The 25752-nt window shown below is 38.4% G+C and carries 22 protein-coding genes and 1 riboswitch; of the genes, 8 read left to right on the forward strand and 14 right to left on the reverse strand.

The window, feature by feature from the left end; all coding sequences use genetic code 11:
- Window positions 1-130 precede the first annotated feature (130 nt).
- Window positions 131-1024 (forward strand): glycine betaine ABC transporter substrate-binding protein, encoded by an 894-nt coding sequence (locus EM808_RS17790; RefSeq protein WP_127739541.1) that lies wholly within the window; start codon window positions 131-133, stop codon window positions 1022-1024.
- Window positions 1025-1105: 81 nt separating this feature from the next.
- Here EM808_RS17790 and EM808_RS17795 read toward each other — a convergent pair whose 3' ends face one another.
- The 4 genes from EM808_RS17795 to garR form a co-directional block, all read right to left on the reverse strand.
- Window positions 1106-1648: a cysteine hydrolase family protein gene (locus tag EM808_RS17795; protein WP_127739588.1), complete on the reverse strand. Its 543-nt coding sequence runs from the start codon at window positions 1646-1648 to the stop codon at window positions 1106-1108.
- 459 nt (window positions 1649-2107) lie between these two features.
- A complete protein-coding gene (locus EM808_RS17800; RefSeq protein WP_127739542.1) occupies window positions 2108-3430 on the reverse strand; it encodes a gluconate:H+ symporter in 1323 nt (440 codons plus the stop codon).
- Window positions 3431-3494: 64 nt separating this feature from the next.
- Window positions 3495-4922, reverse strand: coding sequence for a four-carbon acid sugar kinase family protein (locus EM808_RS17805; protein ID WP_127739589.1), 1428 nt, complete (start codon window positions 4920-4922; stop codon window positions 3495-3497).
- A gap of 8 nt (window positions 4923-4930) precedes the next feature.
- Complete coding sequence (gene garR / locus EM808_RS17810) at window positions 4931-5830, reverse strand: 2-hydroxy-3-oxopropionate reductase (RefSeq protein WP_127739543.1); 900 nt, start codon at window positions 5828-5830, stop codon at window positions 4931-4933.
- 243 nt (window positions 5831-6073) lie between these two features.
- Between garR and EM808_RS17815 the strand changes: the two genes are divergently transcribed.
- Window positions 6074-6691 (forward strand): GntR family transcriptional regulator, encoded by a 618-nt coding sequence (locus EM808_RS17815; protein ID WP_127739544.1) that lies wholly within the window; start codon window positions 6074-6076, stop codon window positions 6689-6691.
- 1056 nt (window positions 6692-7747) lie between these two features.
- Here the strand turns inward: EM808_RS17815 and EM808_RS17820 are convergent.
- Window positions 7748-8404: a PspA/IM30 family protein gene (locus EM808_RS17820; protein ID WP_127739545.1), complete on the reverse strand. Its 657-nt coding sequence runs from the start codon at window positions 8402-8404 to the stop codon at window positions 7748-7750.
- Window positions 8405-8852: 448 nt separating this feature from the next.
- A riboswitch (cyclic di-GMP riboswitch) is annotated at window positions 8853-8940 on the forward strand.
- Window positions 8941-9061: 121 nt separating this feature from the next.
- Here EM808_RS17820 and EM808_RS17825 point away from each other — a divergent pair.
- The 4 genes from EM808_RS17825 (at window position 9062) to EM808_RS17840 (ending at window position 14910) form a co-directional block, all read left to right on the forward strand.
- Complete coding sequence (locus EM808_RS17825) at window positions 9062-10711, forward strand: pyridoxal phosphate-dependent decarboxylase family protein (RefSeq protein ID WP_127739546.1); 1650 nt, start codon at window positions 9062-9064, stop codon at window positions 10709-10711.
- Complete coding sequence (locus EM808_RS17830) at window positions 10695-12389, forward strand: methyl-accepting chemotaxis protein (protein WP_127739547.1); 1695 nt, start codon at window positions 10695-10697, stop codon at window positions 12387-12389. The genes EM808_RS17825 and EM808_RS17830 overlap by 17 nt, the downstream gene beginning before the upstream one ends.
- 351 nt (window positions 12390-12740) lie before the next feature.
- A complete protein-coding gene (locus tag EM808_RS17835) occupies window positions 12741-14192 on the forward strand; it encodes an ABC transporter permease (RefSeq protein ID WP_127739548.1) in 1452 nt (483 codons plus the stop codon).
- 22 nt (window positions 14193-14214) lie between these two features.
- A complete protein-coding gene (locus EM808_RS17840; RefSeq protein ID WP_127739549.1) occupies window positions 14215-14910 on the forward strand; it encodes an ABC transporter ATP-binding protein in 696 nt (231 codons plus the stop codon).
- A 55-nt stretch (window positions 14911-14965) separates the two neighbouring features.
- Here the strand turns inward: EM808_RS17840 and EM808_RS17845 are convergent, their stop codons facing one another.
- From EM808_RS17845 to EM808_RS17855, 4 genes are all read right to left on the reverse strand, one after another.
- The gene (locus EM808_RS17845) at window positions 14966-15673 is read right to left on the reverse strand and encodes a GntR family transcriptional regulator (protein ID WP_127739550.1); all 708 of its coding nucleotides are present in this window, start codon (window positions 15671-15673) and stop codon (window positions 14966-14968) included.
- Between the two features lie 120 nt (window positions 15674-15793).
- Window positions 15794-17203, reverse strand: coding sequence for a glycoside hydrolase family 1 protein (locus EM808_RS17850; RefSeq protein ID WP_127739551.1), 1410 nt, complete (start codon window positions 17201-17203; stop codon window positions 15794-15796).
- A 146-nt stretch (window positions 17204-17349) separates the two neighbouring features.
- Window positions 17350-17502 (reverse strand): hypothetical protein, encoded by a 153-nt coding sequence (locus EM808_RS28645; RefSeq protein ID WP_164849703.1) that lies wholly within the window; start codon window positions 17500-17502, stop codon window positions 17350-17352.
- 26 nt (window positions 17503-17528) lie between these two features.
- On the reverse strand, window positions 17529-17774 hold the full coding sequence (locus EM808_RS17855; RefSeq protein WP_127739552.1) for a hypothetical protein: 246 nt from the start codon (window positions 17772-17774) through the stop codon (window positions 17529-17531).
- 246 nt (window positions 17775-18020) lie between these two features.
- Here EM808_RS17855 and EM808_RS17860 point away from each other — a divergent pair, with 246 nt between their 5' ends.
- Window positions 18021-19409, forward strand: coding sequence for a catalase (locus EM808_RS17860; RefSeq protein ID WP_127739553.1), 1389 nt, complete (start codon window positions 18021-18023; stop codon window positions 19407-19409).
- Between the two features lie 107 nt (window positions 19410-19516).
- On the opposite strand, the gene EM808_RS17865 is transcribed toward EM808_RS17860, so the two are convergent.
- Window positions 19517-20743, reverse strand: coding sequence for an MFS transporter (locus EM808_RS17865; protein ID WP_127739554.1), 1227 nt, complete (start codon window positions 20741-20743; stop codon window positions 19517-19519).
- A 119-nt stretch (window positions 20744-20862) separates the two neighbouring features.
- On the opposite strand from EM808_RS17865, the gene EM808_RS17870 reads away from it, so the two are divergent.
- Complete coding sequence (locus EM808_RS17870) at window positions 20863-21747, forward strand: LysR family transcriptional regulator (protein ID WP_127739555.1); 885 nt, start codon at window positions 20863-20865, stop codon at window positions 21745-21747.
- Between the two features lie 181 nt (window positions 21748-21928).
- On the opposite strand, the gene EM808_RS17875 is transcribed toward EM808_RS17870, so the two are convergent.
- The 4 genes from EM808_RS17875 to EM808_RS17890 are packed head-to-tail and all read right to left on the reverse strand — an operon-like array spanning window position 21929 to window position 25713.
- On the reverse strand, window positions 21929-23131 hold the full coding sequence (locus EM808_RS17875; RefSeq protein ID WP_127739556.1) for a M20 family metallopeptidase: 1203 nt from the start codon (window positions 23129-23131) through the stop codon (window positions 21929-21931).
- Between the two features lie 12 nt (window positions 23132-23143).
- Window positions 23144-24001 (reverse strand): MetQ/NlpA family ABC transporter substrate-binding protein, encoded by an 858-nt coding sequence (locus tag EM808_RS17880; RefSeq protein WP_127739557.1) that lies wholly within the window; start codon window positions 23999-24001, stop codon window positions 23144-23146.
- Between the two features lie 33 nt (window positions 24002-24034).
- Window positions 24035-24697, reverse strand: coding sequence for a methionine ABC transporter permease (locus EM808_RS17885; protein ID WP_127739558.1), 663 nt, complete (start codon window positions 24695-24697; stop codon window positions 24035-24037).
- The gene (locus EM808_RS17890) at window positions 24694-25713 is read right to left on the reverse strand and encodes a methionine ABC transporter ATP-binding protein (protein ID WP_127739559.1); all 1020 of its coding nucleotides are present in this window, start codon (window positions 25711-25713) and stop codon (window positions 24694-24696) included. The genes EM808_RS17885 and EM808_RS17890 overlap by 4 nt, the downstream gene beginning before the upstream one ends.
- Window positions 25714-25752: the final 39 nt, after the last annotated feature.

Consider the following 25752-nt stretch of genomic DNA (forward strand, 5'->3'; position numbering starts at 1 on the left):
ATATTGAACATACAGTTTTGTCTGTACATAGTATACAGGCGATTAACCCCCATTACGCACTTTGTATTCAATTTGTTATACAGTTACACTTTATTTAGCATAAAAAATAAATGCAGAGGGGAGTTTTTTGGTGCTAAAAAAACTTAGCGGAGTAACATTAGCAATGGCTGTAACAATTGGATTAACTGCCTGTGGAGGAAGTGAAACAAGTGGGAGCGGGTCACTTGGAGAACAGTTAGATTATGAAATTGTTGGTATAGACCCTGGATCTGGTCTTATGAATGCAACCCTAAATAACGTATTACCTGGATATGGACTAGATGAAAAATGGAAAGTAATCGAAGGATCAGATACTGCCATGACAGCTGAATTAACAAAAGCTATAAAAAATGAAGATCCGATTATTGTGACTGGTTGGGTTCCACATTGGATATTTAATGAGTTCGATTTAAAAATGCTGGAGGATCCAAAAGAACTTTACGGCGGGGAGGAATACATACATACACTTGTTAGACATGGCTTGCAAGACGATTTACCTGAAGCATATAAGTTCCTTGACCAATTCGAATGGGGCCCTGAAGAAATGCAGGATGTAATGGTAAAAATTCAAAGTGGAAAATCTGAACAGGAAGCAGCTGAAGAATGGGTCGCTGAAAATGCGGATTTAGTGAATTCCTGGACAGAAGGTGTCAAGCCTGGTAATGGTGAAGAAATAAGTATGACATATGCTGCATGGGCGGATTCCATCGCAAGCAATAATGTCGTTAAATACGTGCTGGAAAAGAAGTTGGAATATTCCGTAAACTTAATACAAGTAGAGCCTGGCGCAATGTGGGCAGGTGTTTCTGACGGCAGTGTCGATGCGATGATAGGTGCTGCATTACCAACTACACATGCTGCTTATTATAAGAAATTTGAAGGTGACTTCGTTGACTTAGGACCAAACTTTACTGGTTTAAAAAATGGTCTTGTAGTTCCGGCATATATGGATATAGACTCTATTGAAGACTTACAGGATTTATAATAAGGATAAAACAGGGACCAACCGCTACATGTGGTTGGTTCCTAGCTTTACTGTGATGATTACTACATTACATTTCATACGCTATAAACTCTTTAACTCACTGATAATCTCATCTGTTGTTAGGATTGTCGCAAACTCTTTTTGAAGCATCGCTAACTCATGATTATGTATTGCTTCTGCACTATATAGAACTCCGTTATGATCGGTAATTTCAAATGCAGCAGTAGCATCCGCTACGAGGAATGTTGTATACCCTAAGTTCCCACACATTCGTGTTGTCGTTGAAACACAATGCTGTGTTGATAAACCTGTTATTAATAATTCTTCTATTTGTTGCTCTTGCAGATAGGTTTCCAGACTTGTACCAATAAAGGCACTGTTTACATTTTTTTGAATAATTTTTTCAGTGCTTTTAGGCTGTACTATTTCCTTAAACTGTATACCAATCTTATTCTTATAGTGGAGTGGAGATTGCGGTTGAACGGACAGGTGTTGAGAATAAATAATCCTCCCGTTATTGTTTCGCCATTCCTTCAAAAGCCGAGCAATATTTTCTTCTGCTTGCTCATTATTCCTGCTTCCCCAATATGGGTCATCAAATCCCTTTTGTACATCCAATATCATCAGTGCCGGGAGACCTTTAAAATTTGCCAATACAACTCTCCTCACATTTCATTTAGCTATCTTTATTATTCCTATTGTTTTCCCGAGCATACATAGCTTTGAACCTATCACATATGCATACACAAAAAGAGGCTGGGACAAAACAAAAGATAAGCTTTCTAAACACGAATAATAGAATTACAACTAAATTTGAAAAATGAAGGTTGTGTCTAAATAGAATGTTGAGTTAAAATTAGTTCGTTTCATTGCGCTGCACCCACTCGCTTCCCGCAGGAGCCGAGTGGCCTCCGCTCCATTCCACTAAAATTTCTAATTTTTTGTATTTCAACTAAAAACAAAAATCCGAACTATTTAATCAATAGTTGATTAAGTAGTCCGGTCTTTACGCTGGTTCACATACTAATGTTCCAGCCTCCATATGAATATTTACCTTTAACACCAATTTTATAGTAGAAACTATTAACTAATAAAGAAGTTAATAATTAGCACTCCAGCGAGTCCAACTAAGGAAGCTATTGTAACCATAACAGACCATGTACGGATTGTTTTTCCAATGGAAAGGTTGAAATATTCCTTGTAAATCCAAAATCCTGCATCATTAACATGGGAGAATGTCATGCTTCCTGCCCCTGTTGCTAATACCATCAGCTCTGGACTCACATGTGCCGCTCCGACTAATGGTGCTGCAATGCCGGCTGCTGTCAAGCCTGCAACTGTTGCTGAACCTAGAACCACACGCAGGATTGCAGCGATAAGCCATGCCAGAATTAATGGTGACATTGTGGAGCCTTCCATCAGGTTAGCGACATATTGATCTACATGTGTATCAATCAGAACCTGCTTAAATGCCCCGCCCCCTGCAATAACTAACAGAATCATCGCAATGCTGCTTACTGACTCAGAAATGGAATTCATAATTTCCGGCATTTTTCTGCCTCTGTTTAAGCCAAATGTAAAGATGGCAACAATAACCGCTACCAATAAGGCAAAGCCAGGATCACCTAAAAACTGTGCAACAGGCAGCAATGATGAGTTAGGCATCGCTATTTCAACTATTGCCTGGAATGCAATAAGAATAACTGGAATAAGTGCAGTAAACACACTGATACCAAAGCTTGGAAGCTCACTTTCTTTAAAATGCTTTGGAGTGAATAACCCTTTTGGTATTTGGACTTCTAAATCTGCTTTCTTAAACGTCTTCACATAAAGTGGACCACTTAAGTAAATAGCTGGTATTGCGATAAGCACACCATATAATAATGTTCTGCCAATATTAGCATCATAAACAGCAGCAACTGCTGTTGGTCCTGGATGAGGTGGTACAAAGCCATGCATTGTGATTAAAGCAGAAATGACTGGCATTCCGATATAAAGAATTGGCACACCTGCTTGTGCTGCAATTGTAAATACAAGCGGAATTAATACAACTACACCTGTTTCAAAGAATAATGCAATTCCAACTATCCCTGCTGTTAGAACTGCAGCAAGCTGGACTCGTTTTTTCCCGAATGAATTAATCAACGTTGTTGCAATACGCTGGGCTCCACCAGAATCGGCCATTAATTTACCGAGCATACCCCCAAAACAGATAACTAAAACTAGATGGCCTAATGTACTGCCGAGACCAGTTGTAATAGATTCCATTGCTTCGGTTGGTCCCATGCCTTCCATAACACCTACTAGCAGTGACACAATTACAAGTGATATGAAAGCGTTTAACTTAAAGACCACCATCAATAAGAGCAAAAGCGCTACCCCTATACATATATATACAATCGGCATATTTCTCCCTCGATTCCCTTTTGAATTTTGGAATGCCATAAAGGCATTCCATGACTATATTTGATTAATCCTTACTGCTCAACAGCTCAACAACTGTTTTTAAATCATCTACTGATCCAACATTTCCCGGGAAGATTACATAGGACATACCAGGGTATTTACTTTCTTCTCCTGTAATCCACACTGGAATTCCTGGTCTAATTTGACCAGCAACAGTTGCTCTTTTTACGGCGAGGCCTTTAGTACCAACGTCACTAGAAGTTATGCCCCCTTTTGCTACAAGGAAGTTCGGTCGCACCTTTAATTTAGTGACAATGGACGTAACAGCATCTGAAATGGAGACAGACAGCTTCAATTCTTCTTCTTTTTTGTTTTCTCCAAGATCCAGCCTTTTTCTGCTTGTATAAACAGCTACAGTCCTGCCTGCAGTGATGAAATCCTCTACTGCTCCAATTACCCGTTCACACTCTTCTTTAAATTTATTAGGTTCTAACACTAGGTTTGTATTAAACTCAATAAATTCAATGGAGGATAATTCTTTTAATTTTTCTAATTGCTCTGTCGTCTTCTTCACATGAGAGCCAACAATAATTAACCCGCCGTTTGTTGTCTCTTCGTTCACTAGCTCTTTCCTTGTTAAAAGCCCCTTGTCTTCAACTCCACCTATAACCTTCGGCAGTGCCGCAGCTGTGCGGAACAAGAAGTTTTTTCCTGACTGAATTGCTTTTACAAGTGCTGCAGTAAAGACCTTCACATCTGCTTCATCAGCAGCGTTGACAACTATTTTATTAAAATCCTGTACATTAGTAAGCTGTTCAGCAATAGCTTCTACTTCCATTGCACGAAGCTGTTCAATCGAAATATATAAGGTGTTTTTTGCTAAAAATGCCCCATTTGACTTTTCTTCGACCCATTCTCCAAGATGTGAGCTGGAATAGCCAAATGTACGGTCTTTTGCGAATTCCGTTTCTCCAGCAGGAACAAGCTCTGTACCTGTTTGGACATAATGGACATTATTCAGTGTAAACCGACCGCCTTCTTTGAAATATGGCAGTATTACTTCTCCATCTATCTTAAGAGCAGAATTTGCTTCAAGTGTATCGCGAAGGACAGCAGTCTCAAGAGGATAATGTCCTCTTAGTGTGGAGTCTCCTCTGCTTATGATCAAAAATTCCTTATCTAATCTTGTTGCGACTGCTAGGATATTTTCAGCAATTTCACGATGAACAGCCTCTGTTTCATTTTCTGTCAGCCCTCTTGAGTTCGTCAAAATGAAGAACATGGAAGCAGCTTCTTGGAAACCAGCCTCTATTGCTTCTTCTGACCAATCCGTGAAGACAGAAATATTATTCACCGTCTGCACACCTGTCGGATCATCATCAAGCACGATGATTTTTTTGTTTAATTCTTTGAGTGCCTCTGCTGCTACCTTATCTGCTTCCTTCTTATCTACCGCTGGCAGCTGCTTAAGGTGTTCTGCATTTAAACGCATGCTTTCCATTATTTTTCCGCCTTCTTTACTTCAGTATTAGCAAGCTTCTCGTAATATCGAACAATACTTGAATGGTCATCATTCACTTTTCCGTCTGTTTTTAATGCATGGAATATTTCCAGCAGTTGACTAGATAAAGGCAATGGCACGCCAATTTCATGCGCTGTGTCCATCACATTTGTAATGTCCTTCATATTAATAGCGATACTGCCGCCAGGAGTGAAGTTTCTTTCCAGAATAGTCGGTACCTTAGCATTCAATACTGTACTGCCTGCAAGTCCGCCACGAATTGCTTCATACATCTTCTCAACATCAATACCTGCTTTTGCTGCAAGAACTAACGCCTCTGACATTGCTGCAATGTTAAGGTTTACAATTATTTGATTAGCAAGCTTTGCTGTTACGCCACAGCCATTGTCTCCAACTAAAACGATGTCCTTGCCCATTCCACTTAAAACTTTTTTAGCGCTTTCAAAAACCTCTGGCTTTCCTCCAACCATTATCGATAATGTTCCATCTATTGCTTTCGGCTCTCCACCACTTACAGGTGCATCAAGCATGTCTACGCCCTGTTTTGCGGCAGTTTCAGCAAGTTCACGCGACACATTTGGTGTGATTGAACTCATATCTATTATTACAGTACCTGGCTTAGCACCTTCCAAAATTCCATTTGCGCCAACAATAACTTCCTTTACATGTTTTGACGCCGGTAGCATGGTGATAATAATATCTGCTTTTTCTGCAAGCTCCTTTGGAGTAGAAGCAGCTTCCGCTCCAGCAGCTGTTAGCTGTGCAACAGCCTCTTTATTAAGATCCAATACAGTCAGAGAATGTCCTGACTTTATAAGGTTCAGCGACATTGGCTTCCCCATAATTCCTAATCCAATAAAACCAACTTTTTGTTCCATCTATATTCCTCCTCAGGCTTGTAAGCATTTGCAAATTTGTATACATATGTTTTTTTAAAAATATTGAAACTAATGCAATCGTTTTCAACTTTCTACAAACTCATTGTACACGATTACATAAAAATTGTATACATTTTTTTATTTTTTGTATACATTTTTATTATCAGCTATTTTTCTATATATTATTTTTAGCTTTTCTTTGGTAAGATACAGATAAATAGCTATTGTACTGGAGGTGAAACTATGTATGGAAGTGAACGTTCACGTTCTGCTTCGCATCAGTCCTATGAAATGTTACGGGACAAGATACTAAATGGTGAGCTGCAAGGTGGTACTAAGATTGTCGAGGAAAAAATTGCAGCAGAGCTGGGTGTGAGCAGAACACCAATCAGGGAGTCTATTCGGAAGTTGGAGTACGAGGGACTAATCGTTAACAAACGAGTTGTAAAACCGACAGAGAAAGACTTACGTAATATGTTCCAAGTCCGCATTCTTTTGGAAGGATATTCCGCTCAATGTGCAGCCTCATACATAAAAGAAAAAGAACTCGAGGAATTATTGGCATGTGTTGAAATCGGAAGAAATGGTGAGGTAGAAGAAATCATGAAGGCGAACGAGCGCTTTCATGAAATTATTGTGCAATCAAGCAATAACCCTGTCATGATTGACATTATTGACCGCATGCAATCCACTATTTATCTTTTCAGAAAAACAGTTGTTTTCTATAACCGCCCACATCTTATTGATGAACATGAGCAAATATATGAAGCTATTAAAGAAAGAGATGGCCAGAAAGCAGAACAGCTGATGAAAAGCCATTTACAAGCAGACCTCGAGTTTTGCCTTCACTTAATCGGATAAATAGAATAAGGGTGCGCTCTCTTTTAGAGTACACCCTTTTTACATTTGCCCATTAGTCAGCGTCAACTTCTAGAGTACAAGCATAGTTCATTGCAAGCTGATCAGCAACAGTCATTTCTGAACCGTCGTAATAACATTATATGGCATTCAATGATTGCATTAATTTCACCAAGAGAAACAGTGATGAAAAAGGATGAACTTGCTTAAATATATTAATATGTAAATAGAGAAAGGTGCACTCTTTTTATGAGTACACCTTTAAAGTAAGTGAGGAGGAGGTTTTAATGGTATTATAGGGGATTGTATTAAGAGGTGCTTTTGGTAATGAGCCCAGTCACTTTATCGAAGAAAACATAAATGAAGAAGATACCTGCGATAACCTGTGAAGACAAGCAATTGGTATGCACAATAAGATTTCTTAAAACTAATAATAGATTTTGATTACGTCGTATACTGGTTCAACCTGTTATGGTATTTTTTTCTTTCAATGCCCTGCTGGTTGGCATTTAGATACATCATCATATTTTTAGTTTCTATCTGTAAACATCTCCCTATCACAGGCTTTTACACCATTATATTTTTTCCGTTATCATGGTAATAACAGCTTGTCCTTCTCGATTACGATTGCCTCCAATCGAACTGCCGCCTCCCTTGCCAAACTTGATTTCTTAATACCTTATAATATATTAGTGAAAGTACTTAACAGAAACCGCTTCTCCCCATGGACACACCTATTTTTTTTGAAAATAAGAAAAGAGCGTAAAAGGCTGAAATTTTCAATCCTTATGATAGACTTGTCATTTATTTGCTATCTAAGCAAAAATCTCGTAAAGGCAATATTTCTGTTAATTTTATCCGAAACACTTGGCTTTATTTACGAAAGCAATAATCAAACTCGTTCACTAATTCGCTCGACAAAGCTTGCCGCTATTATCATCCCTGTTTTATTTCTGTTGTTCTATTAAAGAACCGTTCTTTGGATTTCCGTCTGTTTATTAAGCACTTTCTCTCTTCATCGCAAAAAGAAAAAGCACCAAACCAGGTGCTTTCCCTAAATTATATAGCATCTTTTTCTCCCTTTAGCTTATTCAGCTCATCAGCGATCGCCTCTTCACTAACAGTGGTGTCAGTACTGTTCAACGGATTTAGTGGATTTCCTCCGACTTGGACTTCGGCTTCCAAAAAGAGTATTTTCTCCTCCATTCTAGTAACACCTCGAAAAATACTATCTGCACCAAAGGATACAGTAATGTTTTGTATCTGCTTAGAGTTTTTCGCAACATTTGCACGAGACACCAGCACAGTTTTCTTTTGCTTGAGTTCATTAAGTGTGTTCTGCAGCTCACTAAACTTGTCCTGCAGTACAATCGTCTGCTCCTTGATCGCATCAAGCTGCTGTTTATACAGGCTAAGCTGTTGTTCAAGATTGATTTTTTCCTGGATTGCCAATTTAGCAGCAGCCTCATCTCCCTTCTGGAGAGCCAATGCTGCTTGTCTTGTTCTTTGACCAATATATTCTGTCGTTTCTGCTATTAATGCAGCTTGTTTGTTTTCAGCAAATAGCTGTTTGGAAATGGCAGATTGTGCTTTGTTTAGCTCTTGTTCCATTTCTCGTAAATATTCATTTAGCATTACAATTGGATCTTCGGTTTTATCCAATAGTCCATTTATACCTGAAGTTGTAATTGTTTTAATTCGCTTGAAAATACCCATTTTTATTCGCTCCTTGTTGTTCGTATTATTTTTTCCTTTTATTTAAGTAAGCTTGGATTCCTTGAATTTATTGTTGGTTTAGTTGGAATGGAACTATCCAAACAAATCTGTATTCTTCCTGCCTAATTCCTTATACCTGAAAGATGATAACGGGTGCTATAAAAGAAAACCTAAACCCTAAAGTTGACTGTTTTTCCCCTCCTCTCCTTTCGATATTTGCAGTTTAATAATGTTTAGTGAAAACATGGTGAAATGTTTCTAATAAATAAAAAACTATAAAAACAATAATTGAGTTTTTTAAAAAGATGTATGTACATAGCGAACTATTTAAGTGTTTAAGGATACTTAAAAGTGTCGAACTTTCAGAATTTAACAACTTTGGATATTCACTAAAAAAATAGGAAATTCGACCGATAATTTGGACATAGGTTAGTAGGATAAATTCTTTATATATCTTTGGCAAACTCACTGAAAAGTGAGGACGCAAAGCTTCGGGTCTAAGGCATTTTGATAGCTATGATGGCTGAGCTGCAACATACATATTATTTAATGTATTTTTGTTTGCAGCCCTTATTTACATAGGGCCTTTTTTATTGAACCTCTTTTTTAGATACTAAAGTATTTATCTTATTAGCAAAAAAAATTTTGGAGGAAATTATGGATTTTAAAAAAGTACAGCAGTTATTTCCTAGTGAAGACGGAAATAAACAGCAGCAACTAGAATTATTAGGTTATATCGAGCAATTATTAAGTGGAATTGATAGCAAGAAGGATCCTAACAAATCTACATTAGGTCCTATTCAGGAGAAAAGTGACAATTTGTACAAAGAAATAGTTGAAAATGCAGCTACTCCAAATTCCGGAATTAATATGGAGGAAATAGTAAATAAACTTATTGCTCTTTCTGATGGACATCCTTACCATACTAGAAATTTCGTTACTAATGTTTTACCAATGGCAAGTATTCCTGGAATTATTGGACTGCTAACGACTTCAATCTTAAATGGAAACAACCTTTGGGATGTATATGGCCCTGCAGCAGCAGAAGCAGAGGTTAAAGTAATTTCAATGATGTCTAAGCTTGTTGGGTATGATTACACAAAAAGCTGGGGATACACTACTTGGGGTGGACAGGGTGCCGTATTCAGCGGTCTGCGTCTAGCAATTGCTAAGCAATTCCCAAATGCTAAAGAGGAAGGCGTACCAAATAATCTTTACTGCTTCGCTTCAGAAAATGCCCATTATAGTCTATTAAAATCTGTTGAAGCAACTGGAATAGGCAGCAACCATTTAATTCGCGTTAAAGCTGGAAGCGACTTTGCAATGGACATAACAGATCTTCAAGAGAAAATGGAAGCTGTTATCCAAAAAGGCGGTATTCCAATCTATGTTGTAGCTACAACTGGAACTACTGATAGCTTCGGTATTGACGATGTGAAAAGTATTAAAGAAATTACTACTGAATTAGAGAAAAAACATCAGTTAAAACCAATTCACATCCATGCAGATTCTGCATTAGGCGGATTCTATTCATTATTTGCCAATTACGATTTCACTAACAATCCTCTTAACTTTGAAAAGGATGTATTGGAAGGTTTAATGCAAATTAATGAAAGAATGCAGTATATCTCCATCGCGGATAGCCTATGCTTCGACTTCCAAAAGCTTGGTCAAACACCATATTTAACAAGTCTTTTCTTAGTGAAAAATGGCGAGAGCCTTGGTCTTCTTGACCTTGAAGAGTTTGAAACACCTTATGTTGGGAATCGTGGATATGGAAGCTACCATACAGGTTATACGTTAGAGTGCTCAAGAATGGGAAGCTCAATTGCTATTTATGCTGCATTATTAGCGTTCGGTGTTGAAGGCTACCAACAGATTCTTGCAAATTATGTTCGCGTTAATATCGCCTTCAGAAAAATGTTAAAAGAAAGAATCCCTAATATGGGAATTACTAACGAGAAAAATATTGGTCCTATTACAACATTCCGTATTTACCAAGACACTGTACAATGGGATCTTGAACAAAGCGGTCAAGCAACTACTGAACAAATAAATCTTACAAACGAATTAAACTATGAATTATTTGAAATTCTTGGTCAACAACGTGAAGATGTATTTTTCGGTGATACTAAAAAGCAATGCTTAGTAGATGTAAGTGATTCAGATGAGCGTCTCCCTATTTATGTTTCTAAATTATTCTCGATTTCACCATATACAGAAGTGGAACATTTAGACCATATGATAACAGCTATTGAGAAATCCATAATGAAAATGGAGGGTATGAAAGTTGAAGTTACCCTCTAGAAAAAAGTCGATACTATTTAAAAACATTTTAGATTTTGTTATACCTATTGCTATTTTTTCCGTTATATTTAGTGCAACTCTTTATACTTTTTCGATGAATATTATTAATAATTATGTTATTGACCAGTTTGAGAATCGTTTAGAAACAGTTCTTAATGACATGGTTGAAAACATTGATACTACTCTTGTAGAAAGTGCTGATAGTGGCAATGCAAGTGCATATAAAGAACTACTAGATAAAGTAAATTATTACCAGCAAAAACATAAGGTCGAAAACACTTATGTTCTCGCTAAAAAAGGTAATAACGAGTACATCGTCGCATTAAGTAACTCTGATGAGCAAGGGTCAGATTACACGTTTTCTGAGGATATGAAACAAACACTATCAGAAGGAAAAATTCAATATAGTGATATTTATAAGGATGAATTTGGGGTTCATAAATCTATCTTTGCTCCTATAAAGGGAACAGATATGATTGCTGGTATTGATATGGATGCATCATTTATCAATGCTTTAAAATCACAGGCACTTTATACGTCATTAGCTTTAACTGTCATCTTTATTATTTTAGGTATAATCATTGCCTACTTTATTAGCAAACGAATTACAAATCCTATCATTGCTATAAAGAACTACGTAAACCAAGTTGCTGATGGTAACTTAGAAGTAAAAGACCTGAATATTAATAGAGAAGATGAAATTGGTCAGCTGGCAGCTGGAACACAGCAAATGGTATTGGATCTTAACACCTTAATTAATAAAATAGCTCATAATGCACAAGAAGTTTCGACAACTGCTGAAGAACTTAGCTCTAGTGCTGAGCAAACAAATGTTTCCGTTGTTCAAGTAACCGAATCTATTCAGGAAGTATCAAGTGGTGTGGAGAATCAGACTCAAAATATCGATAAAATGAACAAAGGGATATTTGATGTTTCTAATGGTATGCAGCTTATCGCTTCAAACGTTAAGGACGTGTCTACAAATTCTAATGAAACTTCCAAGGTTGCAACAAATGGCTCCATGGTTATAGATTCTGCGCTTGAGCAAATGGATGAAATTCACCAATCTATGAAACATACTTCTGAGGTTGTTAATAGATTAAGCAAGCAAACGAATGAAATCGGCGAAATTATTTCATTAATTACTGCCATTTCAGACCAAACTAACCTATTAGCGCTTAATGCTTCAATTGAGGCAGCAAGAGCCGGGGACCATGGTAAAGGATTCGCAGTAGTAGCTGAAGAGGTGCGTAAATTAGCGGAGGAATCCAGAACTGCTGCAAACAATATTACAAATAAAATTGAAACTATTAAAGTAGAATCTTCAAATGCTGTTGAGGCAATGAACTCTGGATACAGTAAATTAGAAGATGGTGTTGCAACGTTTGAGCATGCAAGAGGTGCTTTTGCTGATATCAAGAAATCAGTCGAAGGTGTTAATACGCAAATCACAGAGGTTAATACTGCGATTGAAGACATGAATAATGGTGTTCAACAAGTATCTAAATCAATGGAAGAGCTAAGTGCAATATCTGTTGAAACAACAAGCAATATTCAACAAATTGCCGCTACCTCTGAAGAGCAAACTGCCATATTTGAAGAAATCGCAAATTCTGCTTCGACTATGTCTACAATGGCTGAAAGTCTGCGTGATAGTGTTAAGAAATTTAAATTGTAAAGTTTAAATCAACAGTCCTATTCATTATGTAGGATGTACCTAAGACTTTAAACAAATTGCTTTAAAGGTCAAAAGCAAAATGATATTGTTTCCGCTGAGTTACATTTCGTTATATGAGATGTAACTCAGTTTTTTTTACATATAATTCCCCTATTATTTTCAATCATCTATGTACCTCTTTTATTCCCGTTCACCATTAATAGAAAGATCTTTTCCAGCTAGTATGATCAATTATTCTCACTAGTTTACTCCCTTCATTATTTTTTTCGATAAGTCTTTTTCCTTTTCACTGTTTTTTCACCATTGCTATATATATTGAGGTCTGTGAGAAAAAGTTAAAGGAGCGAAAATATGAATTTTTTAAAACGCGCATTTCTAAGTGTTAAGGCAAGGAAGGGAAAAAGTCTGCTGCAGATATTTGTATTTTCTGTTATTTGTGTACTTGTACTGACAGGCTTATCTATTCAAACAGCAGCAAAAAAATCCAGTGACTTGGCTAGGAAGCAGCTTGGTGCAGATGTGACATTACAGGTTGACATGGACAAATTACGGGAGCAAATGCAATCGGAAGCATCTGAAGGTGGTGGACGAGCTAAATTCACGTCTACTCCAATTGATGTGGAAACAGCAGAGGAACTGACTTCATATGACCAAATTAAAGGCTATAATTTCTATTCCTCTACAACTGGTCTTGCTTCTAGCTTTGATCCAATTGAAAACAGTACATCTACAACAACAGAAGAAGAAACAGCAACCCAAGAGGGTGCCGGCAGAATGGGCGGGATGGCTCAAGGTGATGTCACACTTCAAGGTGTGACTTTTACAGATTCCTATACAGACTTTATGGACAGCACTGCTGAAATAGTCGCGGGAGAGCATCTTACAGATGAGGATGTTGGCAAAAATGTAGCCGTTATCGAACAGACACTTGCTGAGGAAAATGATTTACAGGTTGGTGATAAAATTACTGTCACAAGCCCGCAGGATGATTCTGTTTCACTTGAGCTAGAAATTAAAGGTATTTATACTACTACTTCAACCGGCTCTGATCAAGCAATGGACTTTACTGCAATGATACCTTACAACAAAATTTTTGTACCATATACAGCAGCATCCGAACTAAAAGGCGCGGATTATGAAGGAACAATTGACAGTGCTATTTATTACATTAATGACCCGGCAGATATGGAAGCATTCGTGGCCCAAGCTAAAAAAGAGAGCGGCATTGATTTTGATACATTCAAGCTGGATGCAAATGATGAACTATATCAGCAAATGGTTGGTCCGATAGAAAATGTCGCTAGCTTCTCCAAAAATATTGTTTACCTAGTTTCGATTGCTGGTGCTGTCATTTTAGGTCTAATTGTGATGATGTCTATTAGAGAACGAAAATATGAAATGGGTGTTCTTTTAGCAATCGGTGAGCAACGCTGGAAGCTGGCTGGCCAGTTTATCGTTGAAATACTGCTTGTTGCCGTTCTGTCTCTTGGAATTGCCACGGTGAGTGGAAATGCAGTGGCAAGTAAGGTAAGTGATCAGTTGTTAAGTCAAGAAATTGCTTCAAGCGAAACAACTTCAACACCAGATTCATTTAGAGGTGGCGGATTTGGCAAAGGAATGGCCATGAATACAGCGGCAACAGCAGATGCCCAAACAATTGCTGAGCTGGATGTTAGCGCAACAGGAAAAGACTTAGGTATTTTAGCTCTCATCGGCGTATTGATTGCCGTCATTTCTGCATTATTGCCATCATTGTCCGTTCTTCGATTGCAGCCTAAAACAATCTTAAGCAAACAGGATTAAAAGAATAAGGAGATGAATATAGATGGGTTCTTTATTAGAATTACAAAACATCAGTTACTGGTATAAACACGAAAACAAAAAAGTCGATATCCTGAAAAATATAAGTGTTAGTTTTGACAGAGGTATTTTCTATACCATCATTGGCCCATCAGGCTCTGGAAAGACGACCTTCCTTGCCCTGGCGAGTGCACTTGATGTCCCAAAGGACGGCTCCGTTCTTTATGAGGGAAAGGATATTAAAAAAATCGGGCTTTCTAAATTCCGCAATAAATATGTATCCATTGTTTTTCAAGCATATAACCTATTGCCATATATGACTGCCCTGCAAAATGTAACAACAGCTATGGAGATTACTGGTTCCAGCCATAAAAACAAAAAGGAATATGCTTTAGAAATGCTGGCAAAGGTGGGTATTTCTGCTGATCAAGCCCGCCAGAAAGTCCTTACATTGAGCGGAGGACAGCAGCAGCGTGTGTCCATCGCAAGGGCATTATGCTGTGATGCGGAGCTCATTGTGGCAGACGAACCAACAGGAAACCTTGATGAAACGACTGCCCAGGAAATCGTCGGAATTCTTCAGGCCCTTGCACATAATGAAGGAAAAAGCGTGATTGTGGTAACACATGATCAAAACATTGCCCAGCAATCAGATGTTGTTGTTAAACTTTCAAAAGGAAGCTTTACTGTCACAGCAAACAAAGAAGCCGTGCACGTATAATTAAATCAAATACTAAAAAGTACATCATGAAGTGTGATGTACTTTTTTGAAGTATTTATTTAAAGCTAACTCTATTCAATATTTTTGCTTTCTGGAAATGAAAGATCGATTTCGACAGTTCAAAAATGATGCCATTTGTAAGTGACACGGTGTTTTCAATTATCAATCCAGGATCACCGCTTTTTAACTGCAGCAAATTGGCTGTGTCTTCATCCATCAACGCACAATTTATAACCTTGTCTGCAAATCCGATGCTTAGCTTTAAGTCTTCAATTAAATAGGTATAAATGGATTGTACAGCTATTTCCTCATTTAAATATGGAACGATATCCTTTTTAAAATAGCTGATTTCGATGGAAAAAGGCTCTTCATTGACAATCCGCAAACGCTTTGTATAGTACAATTTGGCTCCCTGTTCACATTGAAGCCTCCTTGCCAGCTCGTCATCTGCCTCCATGACATGCAGTTCTAAAATCTTCGTTTCAATTATTTTAGCTGGCAAATCCTTCGTTAAGCCACGCAAGCTCCCTAAGTTGATATAATCTGTTTCTGATTTTTTTCTCAGGAACATCCCGCTCCCTTGAACCTGGTAAATATAGCCACGATTAACAAGCTGTGTGACGGCTTTTCTGACAGTACTTCTGCTTACCTCAAATTGTTTGGCAAGCTCCTCCTCTGTTGGAAGCTTATTCGTCTCGTCAAATTTCCCTTCTGTAATTTCCTTCTCCAAGAAATCCGCTATATCTCTATATTTTACTGCCATAAAAGTCTCCTTCATAAAAAAACAGTTAGTGTATTGACTCTATTGTAAACAATAAATGACTTGAATAAAATGATTCAAAAGCAAAAACCTCCTATTTATATAAGGAGGTTTCGTTTTTTATTAAAGCTCTTCCCCTCTCGTTTCAATGATATGCTTGTACCAATGAAACGAAAGCTTTTTCTTTCTGTTCAGATTATCAGCGTGGTCGACATAAATAAATCCGTACTGCTTCTTATAACCGTTGAGCCAGCTTAACAAATCAATAACAGACCATGCATAATAGCCTTTTAAGTTAATGCCTTCTCCTATTGCACGCTTAACAACCTTTAAATGCTCTTCAATATATTTAATTCGAGGAACATCGACTATTTCGTTATCAATAATTGGATCCTCGTCGCCAAGGCCATTTTCAGTTACGTACATTTTAATATCTCCATAGCGGTCTTTTAACATATGCAAGCCGTCAAGGAAGCCTTGTGGGGAGATTTCCCAGCCCCATTTTGTATATGTTTTGTCATTCATTTTGACTGTTCGATAGTATCCGTCAAAGGATGGGTTACCAGGAGCAAGTGTGGAGGATTCTCTTGAATGCTCCATTGCCAGCGAACCTTCCGCAATTCTTTCAACACGGATTGGCTGGTAATAATTCAAACCGATAAAATCATTGCTTTCTGCATTTCTTTTCAATGTATCTAGTTCTTCCTCTGTCCAGCTAGGAGTCCAACCCTTTTCTTCTAGCTGCTTCACAACATAAGATGGATATTCTCCTTTTAAAATCGGATCATAATACCAAAAAGTCTCATATTCATTTGCATGCTGTGCAGCAACAATATTTGCTTGCTTGCCGTCCACACTGTAGGCTGGCAAAAACACATGTGTAATTCCGATTTCACCGTATTGCTTTAAGCTCTTATACACTTCTACTGCTTTAGCATGAGCATAAAACACATAATGTGTTGCTTGGAAATATTTCTTCTCATCATTTGTAATGCCTGGTGGATGCGCCCCTTTTAAATAACCTAACCCTGTAAACATGACCGTTTCATTGAAAGTGATCCAATGTTTAACACGGTCCCCAAATTCACGGAAGCAAACTTCTGCATATTTAACGAATGCATCTGCTGTACGTCTATTTGTCCAACCGCCGTCCTCTTCTAAAGTTAATGGCAAATCCCAATGATACAATGTCACAAATGGAACGATGCCGTATTTTAAGCATTCATTGATAAGATTATTATAAAACTCCAAGCCTTTAGCATTTACCTCTCCATCACCTGTAGGCAGAATTCGTGCCCATGACACAGAGAAGCGATAGGATTCAAGACCCATCTCAGCCATTAATTTAATATCCTCTTTATAGCGATGATAATGGTCAATTGCGACATCACCATTCGTCCCTTCGAAAGTCTTTCCTGGTAACTTCGAAAATACGTCCCAGTTTGTTACCCCCTTACCATCTTCATTCCATGCTCCTTCCACTTGGTAAGAAGCAGATGCTGCACCAAATAAAAAATCATGTGGAAATTTCATTTTCGTCCTCCTTTTTATACTAATCTATCTAATTGTTGTATATTTATTAAATTTGTACCTACAAATTATAAAACTATTATATCTAGTCTCTTCCTATCTGGCAATAAGAAAATCAGTTAACACGACTTGAAGTATGTTCAAAGAAATTAATCGGATAATGCGGTTACGAAAATCTTCTTTTCTTTTTCAATGGAAAAAGTCTTCATGACAAAGAAGGAAGATTCACTAAGTGATCCCTCCTCTTTGTCATACAGACTTATAAGTACTAATAGACCAGTTTCTACTAAGTAATAAACCAAGTAAATAATACCCTTGTTTCCCTGTTTTATGGCTCATTCCACAGCAATGTCATCACAACAAAAAATAGTACAAGGACTAGAAATACTAAGCTTAAAAACCAAAGAGCAAGCTTTCTCCAAATACTTTTCTTTGCATACAATCCTAATATTAATGATGCTAGGAAAGAAACACTAAATATTTGTACCAGCCATTCATCAATAGCATTAAAAAAAAGGGGACTGATACTTATTAATGTTAAAACAATGGAAAGTCCAGCAGCATATTTTCTCATAAAAAACCTCCTCTTTTTTTAATTACCTTAACACATTTAGGATAAAATTACACAAAAGGGAACAAAAAACCTTTTATGTTTATTTTGTAAAGCTACGTTCAATAGTTTAGGAGGATTTGACTCCATTCTTAATAAAGCAGCTTAAGTCTGTCATATATTAGCAAACTGCGGAATAACTTGTATCGATATTAAGTTCAAGCATTCCTTTTTATAAAGGATTAATTTCCAATCAGGGGTTGGTTAATAATGAAAGAAAAGAACCGGCATTTTCACAGTAAAAAAGCGAATCACACAGACCTCTCGAACTGGCAGGATGATTTACCTGGGGCGTTGCATTCAGAGACGGTTGGAGAAAGAGGTCCTGTTTTGGAACAGGATAATATTCTTCATGAAACATTAGAAAATTTTATCCATGAAAAAATTCCAGAAAGACCTGTCCATGTAAAAGGCTATGGTGCATTTGGGTACTTTCAAACGATTCATTCTATGAGCGAATATACGAAGCTATGTTTTTTACAGGAGCCAGGACAGCAGGTGCCTGTTACAGTAAGGTTTTCGCTTGCTGTCAGCACGAAAGGCACTCCGGATACGTCGCGGAATGTGAGAGGGTTTTCTACAAAGTTTTATTCAGAAAAAGGTATTTTCGATCTGATTTGCAATCATATTCCCGTTTTTTCTGTCCGTGATGCGATTCGCTTTCCTGAGTCGATTAAAGCCTTTCTTCCTTCACCAGTGAACAATCTGATTGATCCAAATCGCTTCTGGAGCTTTGTTGCCCGTGCCCCTGAGTCCATCCATTTCGTTGTCCGCTTATATTCTGATGCAGGTACAGTGAAGAGTCTCCGGCATATCCCTGGCCACAGTGTGAGCACATATGTATGGAGAAATGCCCAAGGTGTAAGACGTTATGTAAAATATCATTGGCTTCCGTCCTCTGGCATCAAATTTATTGACAGTAAAGAGTCTGCTTATTGGAATGGTTCGGATCCTGATATTGCTGGGAAGGATTTGTTTGAGGCAATTGAAAGAGGCAAAAAGGTAGAATATATTCTCTATGTTCAGCTAATGGAAACAGCTGATGAGGCTCGTTTGCCATATGACCCACTTGATGACACGAAGGTATGGGATGAACAGCAGTACCCCCTTCTCCCTGTTGGACGGATGATTTTAAACCGCAACCCAGACAATTATATGGAACAGGTCGAAAAAGTGGCCTTTTCCCCTTCCAATCTGTTAGAAGGGGCAGAGCTCTCTGATGATAAGATGCTGCAGGGGCGCTCCAATATATACTGGGATTCTCAGCGGCACCGTCTCGGACCTGGTTTTCGATCAATACCAATTAACAACCAGCAGGACTGGGAGCCATCAGCGCTCGTGACAAGCGGCAAAGGAAGGCATGTAGAAGGTCACCTCCAACGCTCCAGTATTCCAAAACAAGACGACTTTACACAGGCCGGCCAGTACTTTCACACACTTCCTTCCATACAGCAGGACCATTTAGTCGAGAATCTGGCCAATGACCTTGCAAGGGTTGCTGATGAAACGAGAAGTGTGGTTCTCCAATATTTATATAATGCCTCCTCTACTTTAGGTGGAAGAGTATTGCGTCAAATTGAAATGAAATCAAATGACTGATAAGTAAAACGCCTTTTTATTTTACAAAAGAAAAGGATGTGACATTTCACTTTACGTAAATGTCACATCCTTTTTTGTGTTTTAAGTTACGGTTTTGTCCCAGCATCTTACTTATCTATTTGCAGATGTTTTGTTTTCTTAATTGGCTCTTGTCGGATTCTTGTGATGTTAAGCAGCACTGCAGCCAGAATAATACCTAGCATGGAAAAGGCAATAACCATCGAGACTACTCCACTCCAGCCAAGATATGTCCAAAACACTCCACCAAGTGTTCCGCCGACACTTGAGCCAGCATAGTACAGGAATAAGTACAGCGAAGATGCCTGGGCTTTATTATTTACTGCTCTTAGACTGACCCACCCACTTGCAATCGAATGGCCTCCGAAGAAACCGAATGTTGTCATGCCTAAGCCGATAATTTTACCTAGTAAACTTTCATTAATTGTAAGTAAGGCTCCTGCTATAATAAGCACAAGATTCATTAGCAGAATATATTGACGTCCATAGCGGTCTACTAGTCTGCCAATCCAAATCGAACTGAACATCCCGATAACAAATAATAGAAAAATCCAGCTCACCACGCCTTGCTGCAGCGCATAAGGTTCACCTGTCAGCACATAACCAATATAATTGAACAGTGCTACATTACCTCCAAGCAGCAAAAACCCTAATCCAAACAAACATAATAGCCCTAGGTCCTTTAAATGAGCAGTTAATGACTTGCCGAGATTGTATATTCCGAAGCTTTTTGCATTAAAATGTTGTGAGGGACTTAGCGTTAAAGCAAAAATAACGGTAGCTGCAATACTAATTACCCCAACAGCACCTATCGCAATATGCCATCCAAAATAATGACTCAGGATTCCTGAAATAATTCTTCCACCCATTGCCCCAATAGCATTTCCGCTAATATAAATTCCCATCGCTTTTCCCAAGCTAACAGATTCCACTTCTTCTCCCAGATATGCCATTGCAACAGACGGCACTCCTGCCAAAACAATTCCTGTCAAAATCCTCAAGAAAAGCAAAACATGAAAATTATCAGTGGCTGCAGTCATTAAGCATAGAATGGAAGCTATAAGCATTGAATAAACCATTGTAGGCTTCCGTCCCCATACTTCAGACAATGACCCAAAAAGCAGCATACTAACCGCTAAGCAAATCGTCGATAGTGATAAAGCTAAGCTAGCCATTGTTGCCGAAAGCTGAAATTCCGAAGCAAGGTCCTGCAGCAATGGTTGAACACAATACAAAATGGCAAAAGTGTTGAAGCCTGCAGCAAAAAATGCAAAGCTTGTTTTACGAAAAATCGGTGTACCGTATTTTATGGCCATTACCAAAGTACATCTCCTTCTAATGTTTTCCACCTATATGTTATCATCTGGCAATTATGATGTATAATTCATAATAATAATAATTTTAATGCATTCATGTAATAAGGAGAGAACTTGAAATGGAATGGCAACAATTTGAATACTTCCGCACGCTTGCTCAAATGGAGCATGTGACAAAAGCAGCCGAAGCACTTTCTATTACACAGCCCGCCTTAAGTCGGTCGATTGCCCGCTTTGAAGAAGAGATAGGTGCACCATTATTTGAACGCCAAGGACGTTCAATCAAGCTTAATAAGTATGGGAAGCTGTTTTTAAAGCGTGTTGACATTATGATGAAGGAATTTGAGCTTGGTAAAAAGGAAATACAGGAATTACTAGAGCCTGGACGAGGGTCCGTTTCCTTTGGTTTTTTGCATACATTAAGTACGAATTTAATCCCAGATGTAATTGCTGCTTTCCGCTGCAAATTCCCCAATATTACTATCACCTTAAAGCAAAGCCCCTCACACTCCTTACTGGAGGATATGCAAAAAGGAGAATTAGACTTTTGTCTAGTAAGTCCAATTGAGTTACATACACCAATCGAATGGACAAAGCTTTTTAGTGAACAGCTATTTGTTTACGTACCTAAAACACATATGCTTGCTGAGCATACTAGCATCGATTTGCACCAGTTAGCAGAAGAACCGTTTATCCTGTTAAAGCAGGGCTATGCACTGCGGATATTAACAGAGGAAATGTTACAGGAAAAAGGAATACAGCCTAAGATAGCTTTTGAAGGGGATGAAGCAGACACTATTGCAGGTTTAGTCGCAGCAGGATTAGGCATTTCCATACTGCCAGATATGAAAGGAACCGACATAAATAATATTATCAAAATACCCATTAATCCTCCTGAATACGAAAGAATTATAGCTTTAGCTTGGGTTGATGGACGTTATCTTTCCCCTGCTGCCTTACAGTTTAAAGGCTTTATTTTCGATTATTTTGCAGAGGAAAAGTAATACTAGAATAGCAAAAAAAAGCGCACCTTCTACAACGGTGCGCTTAAAAGAAATAATAATATGATGATGGATCCAATTGAAATGAGAATGGACGATATCCTCACTATGAGTATATGATTCATTGTATTTTAAGCAACGGCATTTACCTAAGCTCTGTGTCTTTTCTTAATGCTATTAGTTGTTAGTTGTTTTTTGCCGCTTTAGCTGCATCAAATGCCTTATTTACTTGACGAAGCAGCACAGAATCCTTCAACAGACGGTAGCCTGTTGCCGCCAATGCCTTTGCTCCGCTAATAATTGCCTTATCGCCAACTTCTGAACGTGCAGACTCTCTGAATTCATTTGTGTGTGCAATTAAATCATCTGGTCCAATTTTAATATGGCCGTGAGCTGTCGGAACTTCATAGCTGATATTACCAGCATCTGTTGACCCTTTTCCAGTCGCTTTTTCTAACGAAACAATTTCGCCAACTGCTTCTAGCTCCCCTTTTAAAATATCATCCAATACGTCATTTAGCACAAAATCCTTCACTTCATTTTGGAATCTTTCTACTTTAACAGTCGCTCCAGTTGCGAGTGCAGCACCATCAGCAATAGCACGGACCTTTAATGACACTTCTTCTGCCTTTTTCCATGATTCAGCCCTAATAAAGAAGCGTGCTGAAGCATATTCAGGGACAATATTAGGAGCATCTCCGCCATGTGTAATAATTCCATGTATTCGAACATCATCTGTGAGGTGCTGTCGTAATGCGTTAATACCATTGAAAAGCTGGATAACCGCATCTAATGCATTAATACCTTTTTCAGGTGAGCCTGCAGCATGTGCTGCTTTTCCGTAGAAATGAAAATCTAAAGGATCAACAGCAAGTGTTTCACTCGTCAAGGATGTTTTTCCCGCAGGATGCAGCATTAATGCAACGTCAACATCCTTTAAATAGCCATGCTTTACAAAACTCCCCTTTGCACTGCCATTTGGTCCGCCTTCTTCTGCAGGAGTTCCTAATACAAGAACACGTCCCCCTGTTTCTGCAAGTGTTTCTGCAAGTGCAATCCCTGCAGCTGTACTTGTTGTACCAATGATATTATGACCGCACGCATGCCCAAGACCTGGAAGCGCATCATATTCTGCAAGAAAAGCGATAGTTGGTCCAGATACTCCGCTGTCCTTCACTGCATAAAACGAAGTTTCATGCCCAGCTACTGCCTTTTCTACCGAAAATCCTGCGTTCTCCAATAAATTTACTAAGGTTTTACTTGCAAAAAACTCTTGATTGCCGATTTCAGGTCTGGCATGAATTGCTTGACTTGTTTGTACATAAAGATCCTTTTTGCTCTCAACGGAATTATTAATTACATCTAAACCTGTATCCACTTTGCTCATGCTAATACCCTCCTATAGACCTTTAAATTGTTTTACTAGCTCTTCCTTCGGTGTATCAACTACGATAGAGCCACCGTTTGTATCTGCTTCTACTGCTTTTATCACGTCTGCCTCATGGTATAGCTCCACAATGCGCTTATATGTTTCATTGTCTGCATCCTCTGCTCGTGCTGCAAAAACATTTACATATGGTAGAACACTTTCATCATCTGCATCTTCTAAGTAAATTGGATCCTTAACTGGGTCAAACCCTGCCTGGCCTGCAACACCGTTGTTAATGACAGATGCTGCTACATCTGGAAGAACGCGTGGAGTCTGCTGTGCAACAACTGGATAAATATCTAGTTCTTTTGGATTTTCAACAATTTTAGTAGGATCACCGAAAAGTCCAAAGTCATCTGAAAGTTTGATTAAGCCTGCTGATTCAAGAAGCTTTAATGCACGCGCCTGATTTGATGGGTCATCAGGAATAGCAATTTTATCGCCTTTTTTCAATTCTTTAATATCCTTGATTTTTTCCGAGTAAATCCCCATAGGAGCAATAACTGTAGCACCAATTGGTTCTAAATCTGCATTATTTTCTTTGGCAAACTGACTAAGGAAGGCAATGTGCTGGAATGAGTTAATATCAATCTCCTTGTTCGCTAGTGCTTGGTTTGGAAGTGTATAATCAGAGAACTCCACTAGTTCAATATCAATTCCCTCTTTTTTCGCTTTTTCTTTTAAGAGTGGCCATACTTCACCATCTGTGCCGGTTACACCAATTCTTACTTTCACTGTTTTCGAATCGCCTGAAGCTGATTCATTTCCGCATGCTGCAAGAGCCCAAACTGCCAGTAATACAATAAAAAATTTCGCTAATTTTTTCATGTTCTTTTCCCCTCTTCTTTTTCTGTTTTTTTATTATCTGCGCATTATTTTTCTAGATAATGTATTGCCTATCCATTGCGCTATCTGCACAAGCAATATTAAGATGATGACTGTCACCAGCATGACACTGCCATCAAACCGTTGATAGCCGTATGTCATTGCAACATAGCCCAATCCGCCGCCGCCGACAGTTCCTGCCATTGCAGAGAAATCTATTAAGCTAATAGTTACAAAGGTTAATCCGAGAATAAGCGGACCCAGTGCTTCTGGTATTAACACAGTAAAGATGATTTGGAACGGGCTTGCACCCATTGCTTTTGCTGCTTCAATTACACCTGGATCAATACTAATAAGATTATTTTCAACTACCCTTGCGATACCAAATGATGCAGCTATTGTCATTGGAAAGATCGCTGCCCATGTGCCAATTGTTGTACCAACAACTGACCGAGTAAGCGGACTAATTGCAACAAGAAATATAATAAATGGAATAGGCCTGATAATATTAATAAGTAAATTCAGCAATCGGAAAACTAGTTTGTTTTCCAAAATATTGCCTTTTCTTGTCACAAATAAAAGTAATCCAATCAAAATACCCAGAATTGAACCAAAAATCAAAGTCATGATGACCATTAAAATGGTTTCGCCTGTCGAATCTACAATTCGCGGCCAAAACGTTGCCCAATCGACCTTCATCCTATAAGCACCTCCTCAATAGAGACTTCCTTTTCTAATTCAGCTATAACTGTATGGATAGCTGATGCTTCCCCTTCAAAAGAGACTAATAAATTTCCAAAAAACTTCTCTTGAAGCTCTTGCACAGAACCATACACTATATTGACATCCACATTATTCTTTCGTGAAATTTGTGATAGTATTGGCCTATTTGCCAGCTCTCCCTTAAAAATGACTCGATACAGATTCTTACCACCACTCTGTTGCCATTGCTGAAGCAAGGATTCTGACGGACGATCCTGTTGTACAGATTGAATGAATCTTTTTGTCGTCGGATGCTGCGGGTCTGTAAAAGTCTCAAATACATTACCTGATTCAATGACTTCCCCATTCTCCATAACTGCAACTCTGTCACAAATCGTTTGAATAACATTCATTTCATGTGTGATCAGCAATATCGTAATTCCTAAATCCTTGTTTACTTTTTTAAGCAGACGCAATATTTCATTTGTCGTATCAGGATCCAAAGCCGAGGTTGCTTCATCACATATCAGTATATCTGGAGAATTCGCAAGTGCCCTTGCGATGCCGACCCTTTGCTTCTGCCCGCCAGACAGCTGTTCAGGATAATCGTTTGCTTTATCTGTCAATCCAACAAATTGTAATAACTCATCAACTCTTGCCTTGATTTCTCCCTTTGGCTTGCCTGCAAGCTTTAAAGGATAGGCGATGTTGCCTGCTACTGTTCTTGAAGTAAACAAGTTAAAGTTCTGAAAAATCATGCCGATCCGTCTTCTTAGCTTACGCACCTCTTTTGCACTAAAGCTTGATAAATCCTCGCCTTGAATTTTAATGGAGCCGTTTGACGGACTTTCAAGTAAGTTTACAAGTCTCAGCAATGTGCTTTTACCAGCACCACTAAAGCCGATAATCCCAAATATTTCTCCTTTCTGAATGGTTAAGGAAACGTCTTTAACAGCTTCCACTCTTCTTTTTCCCAATACAAATGTCTTAGCCACTTGGCTGAATTCTATCAAGTTCTTTCACTCTCCTCTTGCTTCACAAACAACAAAAAA

This window comes from Niallia taxi (genome assembly GCF_004005475.1).
Lineage (GTDB): Bacteria > Bacillota > Bacilli > Bacillales > Cytobacillaceae > Niallia > Niallia taxi.